The sequence below is a fragment of the Arthrobacter rhamnosi genome (assembly GCF_054510855.1).
In genome coordinates this window covers 49,340-74,148 of record NZ_JBTNDT010000002.1, presented here as the reverse complement: position 1 = coordinate 74,148, position 24,809 = coordinate 49,340, and the positions used below count along the sequence as shown (strand labels likewise).

Here is a 24,809-nt window from a genome sequence, read left to right as displayed (position 1 = left end):
GTTTCGAGGGATGTTATCGGCTCGATGCGTCTCCTTCCCGCCTCAGCAGCATTCCGGCAGATCCAGCCTGCCCCTATCCAACTCGGGCGAAGGTAGGAGTGAGCCTCTGGTGCTGACGGACGTATGGTTCGATCACGATGGAGTCGATGTCCTGTGCGGCGTCAGTGTGTCGATCCAACCTGGTGCCGTCACAGTCATCGCCGGACCTAACGGGGCGGGGAAATCCACGCTGCTGGCAGTGCTGGCCGGGGTGCTGGCACCCCGCCGTGGAGCGGTATCGACGCCCAGGAACGCGCGCAGGGCTCTTGTCGTCCAGCGCAGCGAGGTGTCCGACCGGATGCCGCTCACCGTTCGCGACGTCGTGACCATGGGTCGCTGGTCCACAGCGGGTATGCTTCGACGCCTACACGCCGAGGATCGCCGCATCATCGACGAGTGCATCGACCTCGTCGGTTTGGCCGGTCACCAGAGCCGGCCCCTTGATGCCCTCTCGGGAGGGCAGCGACAACGTGCCTTCCTGGCTCAAGGACTAGCGCAGCGCGCGGACATCGTCCTTCTCGATGAGCCCACCACCGGCCTGGATGCCACCACTCGGGCCCTCGTGGCAGACGTTCTGATCGCGGAGCAGGCACGAGGAGCAACCGTTGTCTGCGTGTCACACGACGACACAACCGTCGCCGCAGCCGACCACATCATCACCCTCGACGCTGGCCGCATCCCACCTGACCCCAGCACGCCCGATACATCCCGCATGTCCGGTATCTCTGTTGCTTCATGCACAGCCCGAACAGACGAGGCCAAGAGTCATTGCTCTTGGGCGCTGACGAACAACGACAATTGCGATGGTGATGCAGAGGGGGTAAGCGGCGGTAGATGAAAGCCGATTGCGCCGCACCGCGCCGCGCCGAAGGATCCTTCGACGGACGAGCGGACGTCATGGTCGCTTCAGGCTACGAAGATGCAGAACGGATGACCGGCCGGATCGGCGTAGACGTATAACGGCTCGTTCGGGTCATCCGTACGATCGACGCGGAGCTCTGCCCCCAATGCCAGCGCCTGGGAATGGTGATACGCGAGTGTTTCCCGGTCGGGAACGGTCAGATCGAGGTGCATCTGCATCGGCACATCAGGCAAGGGTCATGTGGTCCGCTTCAAATGATCAACCTGCTGAAAAGCGAGCCTGCGGTTGCCCTGTCCATCAGTGAGAACGAGCCAATCGACATCATCAGGCACGCTCTCACCCGCGGGCTCGTCAGCGTGGGATACGGGCTGCGTTGGTTTCCTCGTGTGTGCGGCTGCAGCCGCGAGCTTCCTCTCATTAAAGGATCCTTCGATGAGAGGAAGCGGACACTTGCCTACCCATAGTCACCGCCTCACACTGGCAAGAGGTGGCCGGTAAGCAGCCCGGGGCAGAGTATGAGGAGCCGCAATGCCAGACGGTTCAGGCTTGCGAGGAGTATATGAAGGGTTCATCTCTGCGGTCGGCGCTGGTGATGCCGTTGCGCTGGAGGGTTTGATCTCTGCTGATGTGGTCGACCACATGCCCGTGCCCGGTCAGCCCGAAGGGCGTGAGGGCTTCATTTTCTGGATGCACAGCATGCATGCTGCCTTTCCCGATATGACGGGAACCATCTCTGACACAGTGGTTGAAGGCGACAAGATCGCCGGCCGGGTGCTGTGGACCGGAACGCACACAGGGGAGTTCCTCGGTCTACCCGGTACCGGCAGGCCGGTAGCCCTTACCGCCATGCACCTTGTTCGGTTCAGGGACGGGGCGGCGGTTGAATGGTGGGGCGCCGCAGACCTTCTTGGCGCTGCAATGAGTTTGAATGCCCGCTTGGAGCCTCCTCCATAGGGAGACGATGTACTGGATCCCTCTCCTCGGGGTGTTGACGATGTCTTCTCCAACAACTCCACCCCTGGCCTGCACCTCACCGCCTACCTCCCTGAACGCGGCAGTTCCTCAGCCGGGGCTTCTCCAGCGGGCAGTTGGCGAGACCCTCGGTCGGACGGATTGTTGGAGGGCAGTGGGCCGCGAGTGTTGAGGGCTTGGAGATGCGACTTTCTCCCCCATGCCACTCCTTGGCCGCGATGAGCTGAAGGATTGGTCCCGATGCCCCATGGGAGTGGATGGATGCAGCGAAAGACAGGGATGGGTTGCTCATCAGAGCCCCGATCTGTGCGAACGTGCAGAACCAGCAACGCTCGGAAAACCCGGGACGCGACCGTCAAAAGGGAAATTCAGCGCTCTCTGCGAAATGACACTGCCCACGGTACGCCGCCACACCTGACAGCTCCTTTAGTGCTACAGGCAACCTTTGTCGTCTCCGGGGCGCCACCCCAACCGCATGAGGACAGCGTCACGCTGACCACACCAGTGGTGGGTGCGGATACGGGCGTCTCCACTGTGCATTTTTTCGGGGCGTAGCCTCGTGGAAGGTGTTGCGATTGCAAGCTGATCACCGGGAGGAGGGAAAACGGATGAGTGAAGGATATGTCGCCACGTCGACGGTCTTGATCGAGGCGTCGACAAGCCGCGTGTGGGCGGTGTTGACCGATCCTGAGGCTATCAAGGAGTTCATGTTCGGCACGAACGTTGCCACCGAGTGGAAGGTTGGAGGCCCGATCCTCTGGCGCGGCGTGTGGGAAGGCGCGCCATATGAGGACAAAGGCACGATTCTCGCGTGTGCACCCGGACGGCGGCTGGTGATGACCCACTACAGCCCGCTGAGCCGCCAGGAGGATAAGCCCGAGAACTACCACACGCTCACGTGGACCCTGGAAGGCACGACAGGCATGACGCAGCTGACGCTATCGCAGGACAACAACGCAAGCCCCGATGAAGCGCAGCACGCGAAAGGCATGTGGGACGCTCTCGTTGCGAGCGTGAAGACAATCGCCGAAAGGGTATGAACGATAGTCCCGGGCAGGGACCGGTCTGCAAGAAGCTTGATGGTTGGGATATCCGCATCTTGGCCGAGCAGGGGTTGAGAGGCCCTTTCGCTGTTAGAGCTCTGGATCCGGTCGGCGGCGCGTCCGCCCTTGGCTTCATTCACGATGTCACGGCTGAAGACCCTAGCCGAGGACGGTCATGTCAGCGAGTATGAGGGCAGACAGGCCACCGCTTCTCGGTGTTCTGAACCAGAGGAATCATGATGAGTGCAACGCACCTCCGCGGTTCAACTAACCCTCCATCAGCATCAGCAGCGACGCGACAGGAGCGCACCGGCCCGGACGGTCCCGGTCAGGGAAGAATTGTTCCCATAAGCACTGGGCTGTGGCGCCAGGGTGAGCGTCGCCAGGAGACAGAACGAAAACTCTCTCTTCACATCGCAAAGTACCGCCACACCCATCCCATAAGGCCCCGCCCCTAGTGCCAGCCCTCAAAAGGGGCTTCTCAGGTCTACTCGGGGACTGTCCGATGAACGGTGTGTGAGGGTCCGGCTTGATCGATGTGCGGTGGGATCTACCCGACTCTGGGGGGGGCCCATCGTTCCCGAGCTTTACGTCCTCGAGATCCTCGTGCGTAGGTCAGGTACTGGGGGTGGTAGGTGTCAGCGGACGATGAGGACGTTTGTTGGGGAGTGGTGAAGGACGGCGTGGACGGTGGATCCGAGGCGGGCACCGATGGTGTTGCGGCCTTTGGCGCCGAGGACGACGTAGGACGTGGTACGGGCATGATCGATGATCGCCCCTGGTACCGATACGGCCGTGATGGTTGCGTCGGCGATGGTGAGGCCGGTGTCAGCTGGAAGCAGATTCAGTGCCTGTTGGATGACGGGGTCACGCTCGGCCGAGGCGGCAGCGTCGTCAGTGTCCTGGACTGCCGGTTCGATGACTCTGTCGAGCATGTGTCGTCGGTGGGGGAGTGCGTGCAGGAGATGAAGGGGCTGGTGAAGCGTTGCAGCCAGGCGTGCGGCTGCCAGGACCGCGCGGTCGCTTTCAGGTGATCCATCCACGGCGGCGAGGATGATCTCGTGGGTGGGCTGGTCATTGCGGACGACCATGATGGCGCAGGAGGCGCTGGCCGCCAGGTGCAGGCTGACGGATCCTACGAGGAGGCCTGCGAAACCACCGAGCCCGCGGGTGCCGGTGACCAACAGGGATGCGTCTGCCGAAAGCCTGGTCAGAGTCTCTGCAGGGAAGCCGGTGAGAAGGCGTTTGCTGGCTTCGATGTCAGGTGCTGTGGTGAGGGCGAGCTCGAGACCTTCGGTGGCAGTTGTTTCCGCCTGGTGTTGCAGTCCGCTGTCCTTGACGCCTGTTACGGGGCCCAGGTTGTTCGTGAGCAGCGGCCACACCGAGCAGTGAACGACGATCAGGGGGTGTCCGGTCACTGATGCGTGCCGGGCTGCCCAGCGCACTGCCAGCTGGGATCCCTCCGAACCGTCGTATCCTACGATGATGGGTTTTGCGGGGGTGCTGGTGGTGTTCATGCTGGTACTCCTATGCCGGGTAGCTGCAGTGCCCATGTGAGATTTCACGTGCCGCGTCCGATAACAGCCAGGTACCCCCAGTGTGCACCCTGCTTGTTCACATCCCAGCAGGCCAGCCTTCCACGCCTCGGTGATCGGCGGGGTTCAGGGTCGAGTGGAACAGGCCCGCTTCCGGCAGGACCAACGGCAGGGCGCGAAACAGTACACCCGCGACACGGCAAGGACCTAGAGTCGGGTACGGGCTCGGTCCCTGACGAATCTTCGCCGGACGACGCGAAGTAAAACCCGTCGCCCATAACCCGAAGGAGAACGCTCGATGAACGACACAAGCATTTCCGCCAGCCGCACGATCGATGCACCGGCCGACGCCATCTTCACCTTCCTTTCCAACCCGGCCCACCACGCGGCCCTGGATGGTTCCGGGATGGTGCAGTCGGACAGCAAGTCCGACCGCATCACCGGCGTCGGCCAGACGTTCACCATGAACCAGAACTGGGACAAGATGGGCGGCGACTACCAGACGGACAACCACGTAGTGGGTTATGACGAGAACAAGCTGATCGCCTGGAAGACCGCGCCCGCGGGGGAGGAGCCTCCCGGTTGGGAATGGGTGTGGCGGTTCGAGACGGCCGGTCCCGGTTCAACCGAGGTGTCCGTCACGTACGACTGGTCCGGCGTCACCGACAAGGAGACCCTGAAGAAGCTGAGTTTCCCCGAAGTGTCCCAGGACGCCCTGGAGTCGACGCTGGCCAATCTTGCAGCGCAGGTGTCAGAAGCCTGAGCCCGCCCACTACGAGTAGTACGACGACGGCCGGTTCCCGACTCTTCAGGGGCCGGCCGCCGTCATCCTTGCACGCGGTCGCGACGGGGATGCCGAAGTGCACGTCCCTCCGCGGTAGGGGTTCGAAACAACACGCGGATACGGGCGGGAGCAGTGCCGGCGCTGGGAGCATTCATAGTCACCGTGTGGTCGCGATGCAGGTCAATTTCTCGGACGCCGTCCACAGGTCGGCCAGGCGAGTGGTGTCTTTCGCGGCAGCGGAGCTGTTGATGACCTGGGCACCACCGCGCATGTGGAACATGTGTTCCGGTCCGGTGAACGTGCCGCTCGGCAGGTCCTCCGTGATTGCGTAGAGCACCGGGAGGGCTCCCTGGTCGGGGCTCTGGCCGAGGACCGGGAGCAGAAGGTCCCACAGCCCTGGCTTCTCTCCGGTGGGCCTGTCGTAGATCGGAGTCACCACAAGCCCGGGGTGCGCTGCGATAGCTCGGACGGGCGAGCCTGCTTCCGACAGACGGCGCGCGAGCTCGAGGGTGAACATCAGGTTCGCCAGCTTCGAGTCCGCGTAGGCGCGACCACCGGCGTACGCGCGGCTGTGCCAGTTGAGGTCCTCCAGATTCAAGCGACCCATCCGCTCCGCTTGCGAGGACACGGTCACCACGCGCGAGGTGATCTGGGGCAGAAGAAGAGTTGTCAAAAGGAAGTGTCCAAGGTGGTTGGTGCCGAACTGGCTTTCGAACCCGTCCCTCGTGCGGTGCAGCGCCGACTCGGACACTCCGGCGTTATTGACCAGCACATCGATCTGCTCCGTCGACTCGTCAGCGAATCGGCGCACCGAGTCCAGATGTGCCAGATCAAGTTCCCGCACGACATGAAAGCCTGCTGCCCCGGGCAGATGCGCCGCTACTCTGCGGCCCTTGTCCGTGTTGCGGACGGCAAGAACTACGCGGGCACCTCGGGCAGCGACTGCGACCGCGGTGGCCTTGCCGATGCCGCTCGTCGCTCCAGTGATGAGAATGGTGCGGCCAGCCAGGTCGCCGGCGGAAGGTAGGTTCGTCATGACCGCAAATGTAGGCGCCGTATACATTGTTGTCAATGTCTACATTAGGTAGGCTCGAGAGGTGCCTACTCCCTATCACCATGGTTCGCTCCGCGAGGTCCTCATCGCTGAGGGTCGGCAGCTGCTGATGGAGGAGGGGCCTCAAGCAATCACGATACGGGGGCTCGCCAAGCGGGCCGGGGTCAGCCACAGCGCACCGTTACGCCATTTCAGAGACCGGGATGCGCTCTTGGACGTCATTGCAGCCGAAGGGTTCAATGAACTCACCACTGCCCTCAGTACAGCGCAGTACCATGAGGATTTCCGGGAGCGGCTGAGTGACTACGCGCACGCTCATGTTCGGTTCGCCCTCGAAAACGGGCCGCTGATGGAGCTGATGTTCGCGGGCACTCCGCGGTCGGCAGACTCGCCCGCAGCGCGGGCGGCCAGCAGATTCTTCATCCAGGGAGCCGAAATGCTCGGCGAGACTGGCCGTGGCAGGCCAGGCCCACTCCCGTTCCTCCTCGCCGGCACGCTAGAGGGAATCAGCTCACTGGCCCACACTGGCCGCCTCGCACCAGATCAAGTGGACGAAGTAATAGACACCGCTGTGACCGTGCTGCTCCCTGCGATCCAGGAGCAGCTGAACCAGCGGAATCAATGACGCTCACCGCCGCTCTGCCAGACAGGGAACAGAAGGTGCCGACGCAGCACTTCTACGATTCCCTGGGTCGGCGAAACCGGCCACCCTCATGCCCTCGTGCACTCGGGGCGGATATGAGCCGTGATGCAAAAGTAGCAGGCGCCCCCGTCCAGGGCGCCTGCTACTTCTACTCTTCCTGCTAACGCTGGGGCGTTCGCTCCCCAGGTTCCAATCGGTTAGCGGGTGGTTCCATCGGTGTCCGTGTCGATGCGTTCCTCACGGACCTGTTCGTTGACGGTGTGCTGTTCGGTGACGGTCTCCTTGTCGAGGCGGACACGCTCGACCGGGACGGCTTCCTTCTCGACGACGGGTCGTTCTGCGGTGAGGACCACTTCGTGTTCCTCCTCGCTGATCGCGGGACCGTCGTAGGCGTTGTCGCGGTTCGCGTCCGTGATGGGTTCGCGTTCCACCCGGACCTCCTCGTGGCTGACGGGAACCGTGGTGCTCACGTTCTCCGTCACGACATGCTTGCGCAGACGCGCCCGTCCGACCTCACGCTTCTCGGTGCCGACGCGCAGTTCTTCCTTCGACCGCGTCATGGCCTCGTCCGTGGTCGGGCCCGAGGTGTCATGACCGACAGCATCACGAGTGCCGGCAGTACCGGCAGTTGTGCCGGTCGTCGCCTGACCGGTCGTCTCCGTGTCCGTGGCGGTGCCGTGGACGCTGTAGTGCCGGTACAGCTCTTCCTCCTCTGTGGGACTGAGGTGGCCGTCGCGCTCCACGGAGGGTGCTGCCTTCACCAGGGCCTTGTCGTACGGCACGCGGAGGTCGTTACCGTCGATGGAGGCGTCCTGAAGGGGTACGAACGTCTCCTTGGTGCCGAACAATCCGGTGTTCACGGTCACCCAGCTGGGCTGACCGGTGGTGTCGTCGACGTAGAGTTCGCCGATGGAGCCGAGCTTCTCACCGTCGGTGGTGTAAACCGTTCCCTTACCCGTGGTGAGCTGGTCGAGGTTGTCATTGCTGATCATGATCTCTCCTTCGCTGTTGCCGGGCGTTCACTATCCAAGCCACTGAGGGCTTCTCTTCACCCTAGGCACGAACGACACCTGATAGCAAGCAGGCTTACTGTCAGGTCGCGTCGGCTTTAGGTTTCCGACGCACGCCAGCTGTGCTGCTCCTGGTTATGTCTCCGCCCTACTTCCAAGGGAGCTATGCCTTTCGGCGTCGGGTGGCTGAGCGGGGTGGGGCCGCTCGAAGGTGTGCGCTGACGCGGCCGAGGATGCGCGCGAGATCGCCGGCGTCGTCGTCGCTGAGAGGAGCGAAGAGGAGGTCGCGGACGGCGCCGATGTGCCCGGGGAATACCGCCTGGAGGACGTCCCTGCCGGCATCGGTGATGGTCACCATGGTGCTGCGTTCATCGTCGGGTGAGGGAGAACGGGTGATCAGACCACGTTCCTCGAGCGATTGGGCCTGATAGGTCAGACCGCTGCGGCTGTAGACCACCCCATCGGCGAGGTCGGTCATGCGCAGGTGGCCGTCGGCGGCGTCGCCCAGGCGTGCCAGGAGCTGGAACTGGACGTAGCTCAGGGCGCCGACGTCGCGGAGCTGCTTCTCGACTGCGGGGCGCAGCAGGCTGCTGACTTCCGTGAGGGCGAAGTACGCGCTCAGTTGCGTCGGCGTCAGGGCAGCTGGCTGTTCAGTCATCACTCGATCATAAGGGGTTGCTTCGAAGTCGAAGTGGTGTACGCTCCTCTCACCTGCTTCGAACTCGAAGCACTAGTCGAATCACCAGTCGAAGGGTAAGACCATGAAGGCAATCCAGTTCCAGGAAGTCGGCGGACCCGAGGTCCTCCGGTACCTCGAGATCGAGCAGCCTGTTCCGGCTGCGGGGGAGGTGCGGTTGCGTGTTGCGGCGTCGGCGTACAGCGCGGCGGACGACGGCATGCGGGCTGGTTTCCTGCCGATCCCGATCGAGCTGCCCCACGTACCCGGGTACGACGTCTCGGGTACCATCGACGCGGTCGGCGAGAGCGTCGACGGGTTCACGATCGGCGACCCGGTGATCGCCTTCCTGCCGATGGAACGCGACGGCGGAGCGGCCGAGTATGTCGTAGCGCCCGCGGATGCCGTTGTCGCAGCTCCGACGAGTATTCCGCTGACCGATGCTGCGGCGTTGCCGTCGGTGGCTTTGACGGCGTGGCAGGCATTGTTCGACGAGGGCGGACTTCAGGCGGGTCAGCGCGTGCTGATAGTCGGTGCCGGTGGCGTCGTAGGCAAGTACGCCATCCAGCTCGCGAAGCGGGCAGGCGTGCAGGTGGTCGCGACGGCCAGCCCGCGCAGCATCGAGGCCGTCCGCGCTGCCGGCGCGGACCAGATCATCGACCACACGGACACTGACCTGCTCGCCGCCCTGGAGGGGCAGGTCGACGTGCTGCTGAACCTCGCTCCGATCGATCCGGCACAATTCGCCGCGTACGTCGCCGCCGTGCTCGACGGCGGCGTGGTGGTGAGCACCACAGCGTTCATGGCCACCCCTGGCGACGACACCCGAGGTGTCCAGGCAAAGACGGTGTTCGTCCTGCGCAACCAGGGCCGCCTTGCGCAGCTGGTAGCCCTCGTCGACGACGGCGCGCTCACCGTCGAGGTGACCCGCAGGATCACACTCCCGGAACTGCCCGCCCTCCACACCGAAGCCGGCGCCGGCCGCATCACCGGGAAAGTCATCATCACCCCGGCCTGAACCACCACAAGCACCAAAATCACCAGAGAAGAAGGCCTACCGACCCACTCCACTCCGGCAGGCCAACGCATATGGCGACCATTGATCGTCGACGATTGTGTGAATACTGTCCGGTGAACACGCGCTGCGCGTAGTAAGGGAGGGCAACCAGATGAGACAACTCCGATACTCGATCAACGTCACGCTCGATGGCTGCTGTCACCACGAGGCGGGGCTCCCTCCCAATGAGGAGTCGATGCGTTACTGGACCGCGGAGATGAAGCGAGCCGATGCCCTGTTATTCGGTCGGGTGACGTACGAGATGATGGAGTCGGCGTGGCGGCGGCCGGCCACGGGCGCGTGGCCCGCGTGGATGGGTGAGTTGGAGATTCCGTTCGCCGAGGCCATCGATGGGGCGAAAAAGCACGTCGTGTCGAGCACGCTGAGCGGGGTCGATTGGAATGCCGAGCTCGTGGGAGGTGACCTGGGGCCAGCGGTTCAGCGGCTCAAGCAGGAGCCAGGCAAGAGCCTGTGGGTCGGTGGCGTGACGCTCCCCCTCGCGTTGGCCGATCTGGGACTGATCGACGAGTACGAATTCCTGGTGCAGCCGGTTCTTGCCGGACACGGGCCGACGTTACTCGCCGGTCTGCGCGAACACGTCCAGCTCGAGTTCGTGAACAGCCACCAGTTCCAATCGGGGGCAGTAGCCCTGCGATACCGGCCCACACCCGAAACAGGGTGAGGCAATTGTTCGGGCGGTTCGGGCGGCCCGCGCTGGGCATCGCGCTGCATGAGGGTGTGCCTGGTTGTCTTGCCCAGTGCGGATGACGATCGGTGAGCGAGCGGGACCGTCGATGAATGTGGCCGCGTGATCAGCCTTCTGTGGAGGGGTTTTTGTCATTCTCCGGCTGGGGCAAAACCTCCTCGGCGTAGTGGGCCTCCTCGCGGTGCTCGCCCTGTCCATCCGCCTCATCCTCAACTTCATCGCCGGCTGACTCGCTCAGTGATCCGGTGCGAGGTCCTCAACATCCCTTCCACCGGATCACCACGCGATGCTGAACGGCTCACGGACAAGCAGAGCTCCGGCAGGCATCAGCACAAGGCCTGAAGATCAAGCATCCTTCATGCGAAGCCATGCACCGCCCGAAGCGCGTTCGGGCGGTGCGCGGTCTTTTGACAGGTAGTTCTGCCCAAAACACAGTCGCCAATACGACCGTATTTGCTACATCGTGGTTTGGCCTGGCAGAAGTGGCTGCGCAGGCTTGAATCCTGTAGCGATACTCAATGCCGAAATCTATGTGTCACTTGTACTGCCCGCGAACGAGTCCCGCTCCATTGGATGTCCCGGTACATCCTCACGCAGGACGGGCAACCGACCGGATACCTGCACCTCGAGGACGCCGCCAGCAGGTAAGCAGGCAACACGGCACCGACTGCCAGCATCTGGCGACAGCCGGCGGCCGTGTCGCGCCTCGTTCTGTCTTATTCGTGGGTGGGTTCGCCGGTCACGCGGTGGTCCGCGTGGTTCATCCCTTCGAGGATGAGCCGGGTGAGGTGTCCGTCGATGATGCTGTAGATGACGTTGCGGGCGTCCTTGCGGGTCGAGACGAGCCCGGAGAGACGGAGTTTGGCCAGATGCTGGCTGACCGCGGTGCGGTTCGCCCCGGTCGCGGCGACCATCGTCCCGACGTCCGCGGGCCCCTGGGTGAGGATCCACAGGATGTGCAGGCGGGTGGGATCGGAGAGCATCCGGAAGGTCGACGCACCCGCTTCGAGGCGCTGAGCATCCGGCTCGACGGGGTGGACAAGACTCGGCGCCACCTGACGGAACTGGTCGGTGTCCTCCTCGATCACCGGATGAAGGGCGGCGGCAGGACCCGTCGGCGGGTCAGCCGGTGCTGTGTTCATGATGTTCCTCGCCCCCCTTGTCGCCCGGCTCGTACCGGTACCTCAGACCGAACACCGATGTCCGCACGGTGTACTTCTTCTCCACATCACCGTTCAGGCCATCGTCCTGGCCACTGTGCTGGTCACTGTCCGGGCCTCTGTCCTGGTCACGGTTCACGTTACTGCCCCCGCCCACCACCACGCGTCGTTCCCCCTGGACGGGGAGCTGCTGGTGCCGGTGCTGCTGATTTGCTGTGTGTATCGGTGCTGGCCGTGGCGGCGACATCGGTCCTGTCTGCACCAGCGCCTGTAGCTGAGGCTGCCGGTCGGGGAGCGGCCCAGAGCATCAGTGCTGTGATCGTGCCGATGAGGGCGAGTGCTCCGAGGACGATGGCTGCGACGCTCAGGCCGGCGGCGGCTCCGACCCACCCGGCGAGGGGGTAGGCGAGGAGGTAGCAGGCGTGGGAGAGGGAGAACTGGGCGGTGAACAGGTAGCTGCGCGTGTCATAGGTGGCGACCCGGCGCAGCAGGCGCGAGGACGGGGTGCTGATCATGGAGGTGCCGATGCCCAGGACGACCCACAGCCCGAGGAAGAGTACCCACGAAGTGCCCGAGGGTTCCGCGCCGCTTCCCTCGGTGGAGGCAAGGAACGCCGCGGCGAGCAGTCCGACCGTCAGGACGGCGCCACCGAGGAGCATGAAGGTGCGGTCCGGCATGCGTTCCAGGGCTCGCGGTGCGACGAACGCGATGAGCATCGATCCTGCCCCGTAGAACGCCAGAGCGATCGCGACGTCGGTGTTGGTTCCGCCGAACAGGTCCCGGGCGTAGACGACGGTGTTCACCAGCACGAGGGCCGTCGCCGTGGCGACGACGAGGTTCAGGGCCATCAATCCGCGCAGGGAGGGTTCGCGCAGGAAGATCCGGGTGCCCAGGGTGGTGCGGTGCAGCAGGGAACCCTGTTGCTGGGCCGCGGGGACGGCCGGCAGGCGGGTGGCGAGGACCATCGCTGCGGAGACCAGGAATCCGGCCATCGTGCCGACGAAGAGGTTGTGGAAGCTCATCACCGTCAGCAGGGCCGCGGCGAGCAGCGGGCTCACCAGGGCCTCGAGGTCGTAGGCGAGCCGGGACAGGGACAGGGCCTTGGTGTAGTCCTTCTCCTCCGGCAGGACCACGGGGATCAGCGCCTGGAACGCCGGGGTGAAGGTCGCCGACGCAGACTGGAGGATGAACACCAGGACGTAGATCTGCCACACCTGATCGATGAAGGGGAGGCTCAAGGCGATCGCCGCGCGCACCAGGTCCGCGCCGACGAGGACACCCTTTCGGGGCAGGCGCTCGACCAGGGCCGCCATCACCGGGGCGACGAACACGTAGGCGATCATCTTGATCGTCAGGGCCGTGCCGAGCACGGCGCCGGCCCGCCCGCCGGCCAGATCGAAGGCGAGCAGGCCCAGCGCGACCGTGAGGAGGCCGGTCCCGAGCAGGGCGACGACCTGCGCGGTGAAGAGATTGCGATACGCCGAGTAACGCAGTACAGAAAGCATGAGGAGAAGCCCGTCTCGTGCAGGAACAAGTTCCTTCACTATACGTGCATCATTACGCACGTACGAACACAACGGAGGCGATGGGGGATAGGGTTCGGCCCTGGGATGATCCGGGATGACCGGATGACGCGGGTTCGTCATATGTCGCCAGGGATGCGGTATGTGACGAAGCCGGCGACCCGGAACGTCATGCGGCGCCTTGTCGCCGCACGTTCTGCACCCCGGGCCGGAGCGCCGCTTACAGTGATCCCACCAACCATCAAGAGCGGCCGAGAGATCTGGCTTGTTGACGCCGCAGCAACCATTCCACTGCCCTCCCCTCGGGAGAGCAGTGGAACCGGTGCTAATGCCAGAACCGATGGACATGCATCAGCGCACCCACCAGCGGTCCCGGCACGCCGGGATCGCCGGTTTCCGGCACGCATCCTGGTGCACTCCCTCGGACCTACCGAGGAGCGGGGATGACATTGAAGAAACGGGCAGCGGTACCGCCGTCGCTGTCCTACGAGCTGTATCCGCCGGCCACCCCGGAAGCCGGGGAGGCCGTACTGCGGACGATCGACGAACTCGGGGCCACCCATCCCGACTACGTCTCGGTGACCTACAGCGGCACGCCGGCGAGGCGCCGGGCCTCGATGGAGCTGATCGGGCACCTGACCAGCAACACCAGGCTGCGCCCGCTGGCCCACCTCTGTTGTGAGGGAGAGACACGGGCGAGCCTGGACCTGCTGGTACGGCAGCTCGTCGCACTGGGGGTGAGGGGCGTGCTGGCCCTGCGCGGAGACCTGCCGCAGCACCCGCAAGCACTGCGCGGCGAGCTTCCCTTCGCCCAGTTCCTGGTGGAACTGATCCGGGAGGTCGAGGCCCGGCACGTGGCCACCCTCGCCGGCGGTCGGCTGGCGGTGGGGGTGGCGGCCTACCCGAACCGGCATCCGGAATCGCCGTCGTTCCTGCACGACGTCGAGGTGCTGGTCTCCAAGCAGCGCGCCGGTGCCGACTTCGCCATCACGCAGGTGTACTTCGATCCCGCCCAGTACGTCCGCCTGCTCACCGCGGCCCGGGCCGCGGGCGTCACCATCCCGATCATCCCCGGGGTGATGCCCCTGGGGAACATCCGCCGGCTCGAACGGCTGGCCGGAATGACCGGCGTCCGTCCCGACCCTGTCCTGCTGCACCGCCTGGAGACCGCCTCGGGCGAGGCCGAACGCCGGCGGATCGGCGTGCGGGCAGCGGCCGTGCTGGCCCGGGCGGCGTTCGAGGCAGGGGCCCCGGGCGTGCACCTCTACACCTTCAACGACCATCGCGCGTCCATCGCGGTCATCGAGGAGATCGACCTGCCGGCGGCGCGCTCGCCGGCCGCCGTCCCGGCCTGAGCGTGCCCCCAATCCGAACCACGACCCGACACACCTTCCAGAGGAGAACACCATGAGCACCGAGAACACCTTCCCCGCCGCCACGATCCTCGGCTACCCACGCATCGGGCCCGGCCGGGAGCTGAAGAAGGCCGTCGAGGCCTACTGGGCAGGCCGTCTGGACGAGGCCGGACTGCAGCAGGCCGCCGACCAGCTGCAGGACCGCACTGTCGCCCGACTCGTGGAACTGGGACTGCATTGCGGGGATTCCTCCATCCCGGCCGACTTCGCGCTCTACGACCAGGTCCTGGACGCGACCGCGGCGCTGGGAGCGCTGCCGGCCCGGTTCGCCGACCTGGCCGGGGAGGACGGTTCCGTGGACACCGCCGGCTACTTCACGCTCGCCCGGGGCGACGGCGACCGCGCGCCGCTGGAGCTGACCAAGTGGTTCGACACCAACTACCACTACCTGGTGCCCGAGATCGGTCCGGGGACACCGTTCGCCGCGGTGGCGCACCGCCTGACCGCGATCGTCCGCCGGCAGCGCGAGCACGGCGCCGTGCTGCGCCCGGTGCTCGTGGGCCCCGTGACCTACCTGCTGCTGGCCAAGCCCGAGGACGGCGCACCCGCCGGTTTCGACCCGCTGGACCGGATCGACGATGCCGTGACGGCCTACGCGGGCATCCTCGCGTCGCTGGCGGAAGCGGGGGCCGAGTGGGTGCAGCTGGACGAGCCGGGCCTGGTCGGCGACCGCGGCGGCGAGCTGGCAGCACCGGGTGGGCTGGTGGAGCGGGTGTACCGGCAACTGGCCGGTACGGCGGGACGGCCGGCCCTGCTGGTCACCACCGGCTACGGCACCGCCGGCGATCCGGCGAGGCCGGGCCAGGCGCTCGCCGTGCTCGCCGCCGCGGGCGTGGAGGCAGTCCATGCGGACCTGGTCCGGGGAGCCAGGCCCTCCACCGAGGCACTGCAGGCGCTGGGCGGCACCCGTCTGGTTGCCGGCGTCGTGGACGGCCGGAACGTGTGGCGCAACGACCTGCGGGTCTCGCTGGGGGCGGTGGAGGACCTGCAGCAGGAGACGGGAGCAGCGGTCACGACGGCGACGTCCACCTCCCTGCTGCACGTGCCGCACGACGTGCAGGCCGAGACTGGGCTGCCGGAGCACCTGCCGGCCTGGCTGGCCTTCGCGGACCAGAAGGTGCATGAGGCAGTGGTACTGGCGCGCGGCCTGACCGGGGGACGCCCGGCCGTCGCCGCGGAACTCCAGGAGGCGGAGGAGGCACTGAACCTCCGGGCGCGGTTCGACGGCGTCGTGGTGGACCGGGTCCGGACGCGCACCGGCGGCCTGATCGAGGATGCCTTCACCCGCAGCCCTGCCGAGCGACGGGCAGCGGTGCAGCAGGAGCGGCTGGGGCTGCCGTTGCTGCCGACCACCACCATCGGGTCCTTCCCGCAGACCGGCAAGGTGCGCGCCGCCCGCGCCGCGGTCCGCAGCGGCAGCATCTCGCCGGCGGAGTACGAGCAGTTCCTGCGCCAGGAGATCGCGAACGTGGTGCGGTTGCAGGAGGGCCTCGGACTGGACGTGCTGGTGCACGGCGAGCCGGAGCGCAACGACATGGTCCAGTATTTCGCGGAGAACCTCGACGGCTTCGCCGCCACGGAGCAGGGGTGGGTGCAGTCCTACGGGTCGCGCTGCACACGTCCGTCCATCCTGTGGGGGGATGTGTCGCGTCCTCAGGCGTTCACGGTTCCGTGGATCAGCTTCGCGCAGTCGCTGACCGAGCGCCCGCTCAAGGGCATGCTCACCGGCCCGGTCACGATCCTCGCCTGGTCCTTCGTCCGCGACGACCAGCCGCTGGGCGAGACGGCCAACCAGGTGGCGCTGGCCCTGCGGGACGAGATCGCCGACCTCGAGGCCGCCGGTATCGCCATCGTCCAGGTGGACGAGCCCGCCCTCCGCGAACTGCTGCCGCTCCGCTCGGCCGACCACCGGGCATACCTGGACTGGTCCGTCCGTGCGTTCCGGCTCGCCACCGCCGGCGCCGGGGACGGGACCCAGATCCACACGCACCTGTGCTACTCGGAATTCGGCGAGGTCATCTCGGCCATCGACGGGCTGGACGCGGACGTCACGAGCATCGAGGCGGCCCGCTCCCGGCTCGAGGTCGTCGCGGACCTGGCCCGCTTCGGCTACTCCCGCGGAATCGGCCCAGGCGTCTACGACATCCACTCACCGCGCGTGCCCTCCGAACAGGAGATCGCCGGTCTCATCGGCACGGCTCTGGCCGCCCTCCCGGCACAGCAGCTGTGGATCAACCCCGACTGCGGCCTGAAGACCCGCGGCTATGACGAAACGGTCCTCTCGCTGCGCAACCTCGTCGCCGCGACCAGGACTGCGCGCGAGAGCGTCAGCCTCTCGACGGCGGAGCGGGCCTTGACGCGTTCCTGACGTCCCACAGGACTCCCGCTGGTCCTGCCCCCGGGCAGGACCAGCGGGAGTCCTGCCCGGGAACCCACCAGACCACGGAATTACCCGGGGCCAGCCCCGCCGCCCCGGTGGCGGGGCTCAGCTCCGCCACCCGGGTGGCTGGGCTCTCGGCTCCGCCACCCCGGGGTCGGGGCTCAGCTTCGCTACTCCTGCGGGGCGGCCAGGTCCTTGGTGAACGCCAGGTGCAGAACGGTCTCCGGATCGGCGGCCAGGTCGAAGCCCGGGCGGTAGCCGGTGGCGAGGTAGAGATTCTTCGCCTCCGGCTGGCGCGGACCCGTGGTGAGGTAGATCCGGCGGTAGCCGCGACGCTCGGCCTCCGCCTCGAGTTCGGCCAGCACACGGCGGGCCAGGCCACGACGGCGGTGCTCGGCGTGGGTCCAGATCCGTTTGAGCTCGGCCGTCTGCTCGTCGTACCGGCGGAAGGCCCCTCCGGCCACGGTCTGCCCCTCCTCCTGCAGGATCAGCAGTGCGCCGTGCGGCGCGGCGAATTCCGCCGCGGGATAGCGGCGCATCTCCTTGCCGGCGCCACCGAACAGGGTCCCGTACCTGCTGTCGTATTCCTCGATCAGTCCGTCCACGAGTGGCTGCACGCGGGAATCCTCCAGCGGCAGGTGCAGCACCGTCAGTTCCGGGAAGGCCCCGAGGGGCAGGGAGTTCGTCATCAGGATCCTTCGGGTGAGGTCGGCTCAGGTTCGGGTCAGGTCAGGGACGAGTGGAGCTGGGTGATGCTGGCGGCCAGCCGGGCGCTGGAGAAGCTCTCCGGAGCGGGATCGGGCAGTTCCATCAGGTCGGTGAGGATCCTCCGTGCCATGGCATCGCTGTCACGGAACGGAGCGGCGTTGCTGGAAGGGCGGGAGAACGCCCCGCCGTTCCAGCCGGAAGCCGCTGGCCCGACGGCGTACAGGCCCCGCCGGGTGCTGCCGTCCGCGGCGACGAGCCGGGACGAGGAATCGACCAGCACCTTCCCGGTGCCGCCAGCCGTCGCCTCGCTGCCCGTGCGTTCCTCGGAGCCGAGGCCCGATTCCCACAGTGACCGCAGCAGCGGGTTCGCAGAGCCGGCCAGGGAAGGGCCGGGCAGCCGGGCCTCGATAAGCGCGCTCGCCGTCACGGTGGAGGGCACCTGCGGGGAGGACGCCGTGAAGAGTCCGATTTCCTCGTCGGTGCCCACCTGCAGCTGGGGACCGAGGAACCTGACAAAGCCGGCCTCGTGCAGCGCCAGCAGTTCCTGCAGCCGGCGGGCCGGTGGGCCGGAGTCGACGTAGCTGAAGAAGCCGTGCCACCAGCCGCTGACCAGCGGACGCGAGGCAGGTGTGAGCGCGTCCATCGGCACCAGCCGGCCCAGTTCGAAGTACACGTACAACAGCCCCAGGAACAGCCCGAGGGTCTCCGAATTGGCACCGCCATCGCGCAGCCGCAGGTCCTCGCGGATGTGGTCCGCCACGGTGTCCTGCACCTCCCCGGGGCCGTGGAAGTGCATTCCCGCCAGCGGATGGTCGAGTTCCTCGAGCTCCAGCCGGTCCGCCGCGGCGGGGACGGCCTGGTCCACGAGTGTGCGCCGATCGTCCGAGTACCAGTCAGCGGCGTCGAAACGGGGCAGGAAGTCGGACCAGGGCAGCGCCACCCGCTCCGGGTGCCCGGTGAACAGCTCGCGGTAGTAGCCGAAGGCGGCGTCCTTGGCCAGCAGCGGCCACAGATGCTGCCAGAAATCCAGCCGGCCGTGCACCTCGAGCAGTACGGCGACGGCGCCGGCGGTCAGGTAGCGCGGGGGACCGGCCGGTTCACCGCGCAGCAGCGAACTGATCTTGGAGCGATACGGGACGCCCCGGCGGGACCCGGCCCACAGCACCGGTTCGTTCCCGGAGGCGATGTACCGGAGGGTGCCGCCGGGCGCGTCGACGAACTGGCCGCCGCGGCCTTCCATCAGCAGTACCACCAGGTCGATGAACGCCAGCCCCATGCCGGAGACGATGGCCTCCCGCCCGGGGCGCAGGGCGGAGAAGTCGACGTCGTTCGTGCAGGCCGGCGGCGCATGGAACAGGCCGTGCCGGGCGGCGAAGCCGGCATAGGCGACGGACCGGGGCTCCGGTTCCGAATCGGTATGGCCGACGGTCACCACCACGACGTCCGCGCGCAGGACGGCGCCCGACGCCAGCACCACGCGGTAACCGGCGCCGTCGGCCGCCACCTCCACGGCCTGGTCCCGGTGGACGGTCACCGGCACCTGCGGACCGAGCGTCTGGACGGCCCGGGCGAAGAACCACTCGAGGTACAGGCTCTGCAGGCGGCGCGTGGGGAACGTCGTGGGGAGGAGGGCACGCAGCTGCCGGCGCAGGTCCTCATCCGGCACCTCCACGTCCGAAATGGTGCCGTCCACGACGCCCCGCGCCCAGTCGACGAGCCCGGGCCCCGCGACAGCAGGACCGGCGCACTGCACCGACTCGTCGGTGAACATGGTGACGTCGGCGGCCAGGGAATTGAGCATCAGCAGCGGGCTCTGGTCACGCCGCCAGATCCGGCCGGAGCCCGGCCGGTGCGGCTCCACGACGTGCACCGCCAGAGGGCCGGCAAAGAGCCCGGGCCGGTTGGCGGCGAGCCGTTCCAGGATCAGGGCCGCCCGCGGACCGCCGCCGATGAGGACGACGGCGGCCTTCCGGCCATCGTGCGGTCCGCCCGGCACGCTGTCGATCGTCATGGTGCTCCTTCCCGGGCAGCATTCGGGCCCGCGGTCCTGCCCATCCTAGGAGCCGGCGGGGAGCTGCCGCAGGGGGTCGGTAACCCGCCTTCACCGGCCGAAACATTACGCAATGAGAGGTCATGAACCGTCCTGGAAGGTCGCCCGGCGGACCCAATACGTCGCCGGTTTACTCCACGTGAACCCCGTTTTGGGGGCGCCGCCCTCCCTGTTCTAGGTTCGGGCCACCGGCCCGATTCCTTCGGATCCGGACGCCGGCTGCACCGTAAGGCCGCAGGACGAGAGGGAGGTGGCGCATGAGTGCCGCAGCACCGAGAAGTGAGACCCGCCCGGAGACGACGGCCCCGGACGCTGCCCTGCCCCCGGCTTCGGCCCCGGACGCCGCCCTGCCCCCGGACCCCACCGGGTCCGCCGGCCCTCCGCCGTCGGGCGGAACCGGTTCCCGCCCCGCCCGCGACTACTCCGGGTATCCCGTGGTGGCCGCCCGCCACCCCTGGCGCTGGGCCGGCACGGCACTCGTGGCACTCTTCGTCGGTGCGGTCCTGTGGTCGCTGCTGACCAACCCACGGTGGGAATGGGACGTCGTCGCGCAGTGGTTCACCGCCGAGTCCGTGCTCCGCGGCCTGGGCGAGACCCTGAAACTGACGGCCATCGCCGGAACCCTCGGCTTCGTCCTGGGCTTCATCCTGGCGCTGATGCGGCTGTCCTCCTCGCCGCTGCTGGTCTCGGTGTCCTGGACGTTCTCGTGGATCTTCCGCTCCGCACCGCTCCTGGTGCAGCTGCTGCTCTGGTACAACCTCGGCTACCTCTACGAGAAGATCTCGCTGGGGATCCCGTTCACCGACGTGCGGTTCTTCGAGGTGCAGACCACCACGCTGATCAGCCAGTTCGCCGCCGCCATCCTGGGGCTGACGCTGAACCAGGCCGCCTATTCGTCGGAGATCATCCGCGGCGGCATCCTCGCCGTCGACCAGGGCCAGCTCGAGGCCGCTGCGGCACTGGGCATCCCCGCCTGGCGGCGGTCCACCCGGATCGTGCTGCCGCAGGCCATGCGGTCCATCCTGCCCACGGCCTTCAACGAGATCATCGGCCTGGTCAAGGGCACGTCGATCGTCTACGTGCTGGCCTACTCGGAGCTGTTCTACACCGTGCAGGTCATCTACAACCGCACCCAGCAGGTCCTGCCCCTGCTGCTGGTGGCCACCGTCTGGTACGTGGTGATCACCTCCGTGCTCAGCGTCTTCCAGTACTACATCGAGCGCCACTACTCCAAGGGTGCCGTGCGCACACTGCCGCCGACCCCGTTGCAGCGGGTCCGGCGCTTCTTCTCCACCCACGCCAAGACATCCGAGGTCGCACGATGAATTCGCCAGCCCGTCCGGCCGCCGCTGCAGCCGCCACCCGCGGACTCGTCGAGATCAGCGACGTGCACAAGTCCTTCGGCCAGGTCGAGGTGCTGCGCGGTGTCTCGCTCACCGTCGAGCCGGGCGAGGTGGTGGTGATCCTCGGTCCCTCGGGGTCGGGCAAGTCCACCCTCCTGCGCACCATCAACCACCTGGAGAAGGTCGACGCCGGCCACATCTCCGTGGACGGTGAGCTGGTGGGGTACAAGGCACGCGGGGGCAAACTCCACGAGCTGCGGGAGAAGGAGATCCTGGCCCAGCGCACCCACATCGGTATGGTGTTCCAGAACTTCAACCTCTTCCCGCACCTGACCGCCGTCGAGAACATCATCGAAGCCCCGGTCTACGCCCAGCACCGCCCGCACGCCCAGGCACGGGCACGCGCCCTGGAGCTGCTCGAACGCGTCGGTCTGTCGGACAAGGTCGACGTCTACCCGCGCCAGCTCTCGGGTGGCCAGCAGCAGCGCGTGGCGATCGCCCGGGCACTGGCGCTGGATCCGAAGATCGTCCTGTTCGACGAGCCCACGTCCGCGCTCGACCCGGAACTGGTCGGTGAGGTGCTGGACGTGATCCGCAGCCTGGCGGATTCGGGCACGACGCTGATCGTCGTCACCCACGAGATGGGCTTCGCCCGCGACGTGGCCGACCGCGTGGTGTTCATGGACCAGGGGCAGATCGTCGAGGAGGGCACCCCGCTGCAGATCTTCGGCGCCCCGCAGCACGAGCGCACCAAGGCCTTCCTCTCGAAGGTCATCGAACCGGCCTTCAACCTCTGAACTCCAAGAACCTCCCGAATCCCGCATTCCGTCCGCAAGCAAGGGGAACACCCATGAAATCTCTCGAGCCTCGCCGGCTTCCGGCACTGTCCGCCGCAGCCCTCGTCCTCCTGGCCCTGGCCGGCTGCGCCGACCCGGAAGCGGCAGCGTCCGGAACCGGTGAGTCGGCCGCGCCGGCCGAGAACGGCATCGTCTACAACCTGGAGCCGGAGCAGGACCGCGTCCGCGCGGAGAAGGACGACGACCTCGCCGCGCAGGTCCCGGCCGACATCGCCGAGGACGGCAAGCTGACCGTCGGGGTGAGCCCGTTCGCGGTCCCGCTGTCGGTCTACGCCACGGACGACAAGACCGTGATCGGCAACGAGACCGACATCGCCCAGCTGGTCGCCGACAAGCTCGGCCTCGAACTGGACCTGCAGGCCACCTCCTGGGAGAACTGGCCGCTGAAGACGCAGTCGGGGGACTTCGAAGCCGTGTTCTCCAATGTCGGCATCAACGGGGACCGCGTGCAGCTCTTCGACTTCGCCCCGTACCGTGCCGCGTTCATGGCCTTCGAAGCCCGCCAGGACTCGGACCTCACCGTCACCGGGTCCGCGGACATCTCCGGCAAGAAGGTCGCCGTCGGCTCCGGGACCAACCAGGAGAAGATCCTGCTGGCCTGGAACAAGGAGCTCGAGGACGCCGGCAAGGCCCCCGCCGAACTGCAGTACTACGGCAGCGACGCGGATACCATCCTGGCGCTCTCCTCCGGCCGGCTGGACCTCAACCTCTCCCCGTACCCGAGCGCCACCTACCGGGAGAACACCCGGGACGACCTGAAGATTGTCGGCAAGGTCAACGCCGGCTGGCCGTCGGAGACCCTGGTCGCGGCCACCACGCTGCGCGACAACGGCCTGGCCGAGCCGCTCTCCGCTGCCATCAATTCCGCCATCGAGGACGGCAGCTACGCCGAGGTGCTGGAGCGCTGGGGCCTGGCCGACGAGGCCATCCCCGAATCGACCGTGGTGAACGCCGCGAACTTCGGCAAGTAGGACCGGCCATGAAATTCCAGGTCCTGGACATCATTCCTCACCTGAGGAACCCGGGAACCGGGAGCGCCGCCGCCCATCCCAGCAGGAGCAACCATGCCTACGCACACTGAGATACCGCCCTTCACCGCCGCCTGGGAGCAGTGGCACGCTGCGCACGAACGCCACCGCGCCCACCCGCACGGTTTCCTTGCCGTCACCCACCTGCACTGGCTGGGCAACACCTCCGTCCGGCTGGATGGTGCCCCCGGCGCGTGGAGCGTCGAGGACGACGCCGTGCGGATCGTCCTGGAGCCGGGTGAGAGCCTGCAGCGCGACGGGCAGGAGCTGAACACGGAGGCCGGCACTGCGATCCTCCTCGGCCCCATCGAGGAGCGGGGCGGGATCGACCTCGTCGCAGGCGACTCGGTGATCGAGGTTGCCAAGCGTGGCGGGGAGTACATCGTCAGGCCCCGCAGTCCGCACGCGGCCCTGCTGCGCGATTACCGCGGGACACCCGCCTACGCACCGAACCCCGAGTTCTCCGTCACCGGCACCTTCGTGCCGTTCCCCGAACCCCGCCCCACCACGGTGGGAGCCGCCGTCGAAGGCATCCAGCACGTCTACGAAGCGCCGGGCGAAATCCGCTTCGAGCTGGCCGGCCAGGAACTGACCCTGACGGCGTTCAACGGCTTCGCCCCCGGATCGCTCCTTGTGCTGTTCACCGACCGCACGTCCGGCCGCACGACCTATGCCGCCAACCGCTCGCTGTCCGTGGTCCCGGCCGCGGACGGGTCCGTGCAGCTGGATTTCAACCGGGCCGTGAACCTGCCCTGCGCCTACACGGACCTCGCAACCTGCCCGCTGCCACCGGCGGAGAACCGGCTGCCGGTGGCCGTCGAGGCCGGCGAGAAAACCCCCTACGAGCGTCAGGACCAGCAGTGAGCGCAATCGACGACCGCACCGCGACAGCAGCCAGGGCCGGGTTCCTGGCCATCGAGCTCGACGGAGCCGGATGGGACGGAACGGAGTTCGGACGTACTGAAGGCTTTGCAAGCCTGGCTGAAGCCGTCCTCGCCGCAGAATCCGCAGGGTTCCACGTGGCGACCTTCGCCGACCCACCGCGTGCCGGCCGTGCGAACGCCCTGCAGCGCGCTGCCTACGCCGGACCGGTCACGCGGACCATCGCGCTGGTTCCCGAGGTGGACACCGTCTACACCGAGCCGTTCCACGTCTCCACGCAGCTGGCCAGCCTCGACTACGTCTCCGGTGGCCGTGCCGGGTGGATCGCAACGGCAGCGGAATTCCCCGAGACGGCAGCTGCCGTGGGCCGCGATAACGTGAGCGGCACCGACCTGGCGCAGGAGGCTGCCGCGTCGATCGAAGTCTCCCGCCGCCTGTGGGACTCGTGGGAGGACGACGCCGTGATCCGCGACGTCGCCACGGGCCGGTACATCGATGCGGACAAGCTGCACTACGTCGACTACGAGACCCCGGCGGGCTTCGGCGCCCCCTACTCCATCAAGGGCCCGTCCCTCATCCCCCGACCGCTCCAAGGACAGCTGCCCATCCTTGCTCCCGCCTCCATCGTGGGGACGGGGCAGGTCCCGGCGGACGCCGTCGATGCCGTGCTCGTCTCCGCTCCGACGCCCGAACTGCTGATCGCGGAGATCCGGGACGTCCGGCACCGACTGGGAGCAGCAGTGGCGATCGTCGGCGAGCTCGACGTCGTCCTGGACGCCCGAGGTCAGACCGCCGGAGAACGGGCCACTGGTCCGGCGAGCGGCCGCGCACGGTACGTCGGTTCTGCAGCCGACCTCGTGGACTTCCTCGAACCGCTCCTCGCGGAAGCCGACGGCGTCCGTCTGCACCCGGCGTCGCTCGCCGTGGAACTGGACGAACTCGCCCGGTGGGTCCTGCCCGAACTGAGGCGCCGCGGCGCACTCCGCGCACCGCTCCAGGACAGCACCTTCCGTGACCTGCTGGGACTTCCACGCCCGGCCAGCCGCTACGCCCACCCGTCCACCACCGCCGGAAACTAGGGG

The 24,809-nt window shown here is 67.1% G+C and carries 23 protein-coding genes and 1 riboswitch; of the genes, 14 read left to right on the top strand and 9 right to left on the bottom strand.

The features are described from left to right. The first annotated feature begins 109 nt into the window (after positions 1-109). Positions 110-877 (top strand): zinc ABC transporter ATP-binding protein AztA, encoded by a 768-nt coding sequence (gene aztA, locus ACX80I_RS04675; RefSeq protein ID WP_459343982.1) that lies wholly within the window; start codon positions 110-112, stop codon positions 875-877. Between the two features lie 68 nt (positions 878-945). On the opposite strand, the gene ACX80I_RS04670 is transcribed toward aztA, so the two are convergent. After that, positions 946-1,125, bottom strand: coding sequence for a VOC family protein (locus ACX80I_RS04670; RefSeq protein WP_459344325.1), 180 nt, complete (start codon positions 1,123-1,125; stop codon positions 946-948). A 304-nt stretch (positions 1,126-1,429) separates the two neighbouring features. Between ACX80I_RS04670 and ACX80I_RS04665 the strand changes: the two genes are divergently transcribed. Together ACX80I_RS04665 and ACX80I_RS04660 are read left to right on the top strand one after the other, a co-directional pair. Next, positions 1,430-1,855 (top strand): ester cyclase, encoded by a 426-nt coding sequence (locus tag ACX80I_RS04665; RefSeq protein ID WP_459343981.1) that lies wholly within the window; start codon positions 1,430-1,432, stop codon positions 1,853-1,855. 626 nt (positions 1,856-2,481) lie between these two features. Beyond that, positions 2,482-2,913: an SRPBCC domain-containing protein gene (locus tag ACX80I_RS04660; protein WP_459343980.1), complete on the top strand. Its 432-nt coding sequence runs from the start codon at positions 2,482-2,484 to the stop codon at positions 2,911-2,913. A 641-nt stretch (positions 2,914-3,554) separates the two neighbouring features. Here the strand turns inward: ACX80I_RS04660 and ACX80I_RS04655 are convergent. Beyond that, complete coding sequence (locus ACX80I_RS04655) at positions 3,555-4,433, bottom strand: universal stress protein (RefSeq protein WP_459343979.1); 879 nt, start codon at positions 4,431-4,433, stop codon at positions 3,555-3,557. Positions 4,434-4,749: 316 nt separating this feature from the next. On the opposite strand from ACX80I_RS04655, the gene ACX80I_RS04650 reads away from it, so the two are divergent. Beyond that, positions 4,750-5,214, top strand: a complete 465-nt coding sequence (locus ACX80I_RS04650) for an SRPBCC family protein (RefSeq protein WP_459343978.1) — start codon at positions 4,750-4,752, stop codon at positions 5,212-5,214. Positions 5,215-5,392: 178 nt separating this feature from the next. On the opposite strand, the gene ACX80I_RS04645 is transcribed toward ACX80I_RS04650, so the two are convergent. Further along, positions 5,393-6,271: an oxidoreductase gene (locus ACX80I_RS04645; RefSeq protein ID WP_459343977.1), complete on the bottom strand. Its 879-nt coding sequence runs from the start codon at positions 6,269-6,271 to the stop codon at positions 5,393-5,395. A 61-nt stretch (positions 6,272-6,332) separates the two neighbouring features. On the opposite strand from ACX80I_RS04645, the gene ACX80I_RS04640 reads away from it, so the two are divergent. Next, on the top strand, positions 6,333-6,914 hold the full coding sequence (locus ACX80I_RS04640; RefSeq protein WP_459343976.1) for a TetR/AcrR family transcriptional regulator: 582 nt from the start codon (positions 6,333-6,335) through the stop codon (positions 6,912-6,914). Between the two features lie 215 nt (positions 6,915-7,129). Here ACX80I_RS04640 and ACX80I_RS04635 read toward each other — a convergent pair whose 3' ends face one another. Next, on the bottom strand, positions 7,130-7,924 hold the full coding sequence (locus ACX80I_RS04635) for a DUF2382 domain-containing protein (protein WP_459343975.1): 795 nt from the start codon (positions 7,922-7,924) through the stop codon (positions 7,130-7,132). Positions 7,925-8,105: 181 nt separating this feature from the next. Then, positions 8,106-8,600: a MarR family winged helix-turn-helix transcriptional regulator gene (locus ACX80I_RS04630; protein WP_459343974.1), complete on the bottom strand. Its 495-nt coding sequence runs from the start codon at positions 8,598-8,600 to the stop codon at positions 8,106-8,108. A gap of 103 nt (positions 8,601-8,703) precedes the next feature. Here ACX80I_RS04630 and ACX80I_RS04625 point away from each other — a divergent pair, with 103 nt between their 5' ends. Both ACX80I_RS04625 and ACX80I_RS04620 read left to right on the top strand, forming a co-directional pair. Beyond that, a complete protein-coding gene (locus ACX80I_RS04625; protein ID WP_459343973.1) occupies positions 8,704-9,636 on the top strand; it encodes an NADP-dependent oxidoreductase in 933 nt (310 codons plus the stop codon). A 151-nt stretch (positions 9,637-9,787) separates the two neighbouring features. Continuing rightward, positions 9,788-10,357: a dihydrofolate reductase family protein gene (locus ACX80I_RS04620; protein WP_459343972.1), complete on the top strand. Its 570-nt coding sequence runs from the start codon at positions 9,788-9,790 to the stop codon at positions 10,355-10,357. A gap of 740 nt (positions 10,358-11,097) precedes the next feature. Here ACX80I_RS04620 and ACX80I_RS04615 read toward each other — a convergent pair. Both ACX80I_RS04615 and ACX80I_RS04610 read right to left on the bottom strand, forming a co-directional pair. Then, positions 11,098-11,523, bottom strand: a complete 426-nt coding sequence (locus ACX80I_RS04615) for an ArsR/SmtB family transcription factor (protein WP_459343971.1) — start codon at positions 11,521-11,523, stop codon at positions 11,098-11,100. A gap of 158 nt (positions 11,524-11,681) precedes the next feature. Further along, complete coding sequence (locus ACX80I_RS04610) at positions 11,682-13,046, bottom strand: MFS transporter (RefSeq protein ID WP_459343970.1); 1,365 nt, start codon at positions 13,044-13,046, stop codon at positions 11,682-11,684. Positions 13,047-13,299: 253 nt separating this feature from the next. Continuing rightward, positions 13,300-13,411, top strand: a riboswitch (SAM riboswitch). A gap of 96 nt (positions 13,412-13,507) precedes the next feature. On the opposite strand from ACX80I_RS04610, the gene ACX80I_RS04605 reads away from it, so the two are divergent. Both ACX80I_RS04605 and metE read left to right on the top strand, forming a co-directional pair. Further along, positions 13,508-14,419, top strand: a complete 912-nt coding sequence (locus ACX80I_RS04605; RefSeq protein ID WP_459343969.1) for a methylenetetrahydrofolate reductase — start codon at positions 13,508-13,510, stop codon at positions 14,417-14,419. A gap of 52 nt (positions 14,420-14,471) precedes the next feature. Beyond that, positions 14,472-16,847: a 5-methyltetrahydropteroyltriglutamate--homocysteine S-methyltransferase gene (gene metE / locus ACX80I_RS04600; protein ID WP_459343968.1), complete on the top strand. Its 2,376-nt coding sequence runs from the start codon at positions 14,472-14,474 to the stop codon at positions 16,845-16,847. 182 nt (positions 16,848-17,029) lie between these two features. Here the strand turns inward: metE and ACX80I_RS04595 are convergent, their stop codons facing one another. Both ACX80I_RS04595 and ACX80I_RS04590 read right to left on the bottom strand, forming a co-directional pair. After that, a complete protein-coding gene (locus ACX80I_RS04595; protein WP_459343967.1) occupies positions 17,030-17,548 on the bottom strand; it encodes a GNAT family N-acetyltransferase in 519 nt (172 codons plus the stop codon). Between the two features lie 35 nt (positions 17,549-17,583). Beyond that, complete coding sequence (locus tag ACX80I_RS04590) at positions 17,584-19,578, bottom strand: FAD/NAD(P)-binding protein (RefSeq protein ID WP_459343966.1); 1,995 nt, start codon at positions 19,576-19,578, stop codon at positions 17,584-17,586. Between the two features lie 296 nt (positions 19,579-19,874). On the opposite strand from ACX80I_RS04590, the gene ACX80I_RS04585 reads away from it, so the two are divergent. The 5 genes from ACX80I_RS04585 to ACX80I_RS04565 all read left to right on the top strand — a co-directional run bounded on the left by ACX80I_RS04585 (position 19,875) and on the right by ACX80I_RS04565 (position 24,806). Beyond that, positions 19,875-20,942, top strand: coding sequence for an amino acid ABC transporter permease (locus ACX80I_RS04585; protein WP_459343965.1), 1,068 nt, complete (start codon positions 19,875-19,877; stop codon positions 20,940-20,942). Next, the gene (locus tag ACX80I_RS04580) at positions 20,939-21,757 is read left to right on the top strand and encodes an amino acid ABC transporter ATP-binding protein (RefSeq protein ID WP_459343964.1); all 819 of its coding nucleotides are present in this window, start codon (positions 20,939-20,941) and stop codon (positions 21,755-21,757) included. Before ACX80I_RS04585 ends, ACX80I_RS04580 begins: the two co-directional genes overlap by 4 nt. Before the next feature lie 53 nt (positions 21,758-21,810). Continuing rightward, positions 21,811-22,788: a transporter substrate-binding domain-containing protein gene (locus ACX80I_RS04575; protein WP_459343963.1), complete on the top strand. Its 978-nt coding sequence runs from the start codon at positions 21,811-21,813 to the stop codon at positions 22,786-22,788. Positions 22,789-22,881: 93 nt separating this feature from the next. Further along, complete coding sequence (locus ACX80I_RS04570) at positions 22,882-23,709, top strand: DUF1684 domain-containing protein (protein WP_459343962.1); 828 nt, start codon at positions 22,882-22,884, stop codon at positions 23,707-23,709. Then, the gene (locus tag ACX80I_RS04565) at positions 23,706-24,806 is read left to right on the top strand and encodes an LLM class flavin-dependent oxidoreductase (RefSeq protein ID WP_459343961.1); all 1,101 of its coding nucleotides are present in this window, start codon (positions 23,706-23,708) and stop codon (positions 24,804-24,806) included. The genes ACX80I_RS04570 and ACX80I_RS04565 overlap by 4 nt, the downstream gene beginning before the upstream one ends. The last annotated feature ends 3 nt before the right edge of the window (positions 24,807-24,809 follow it).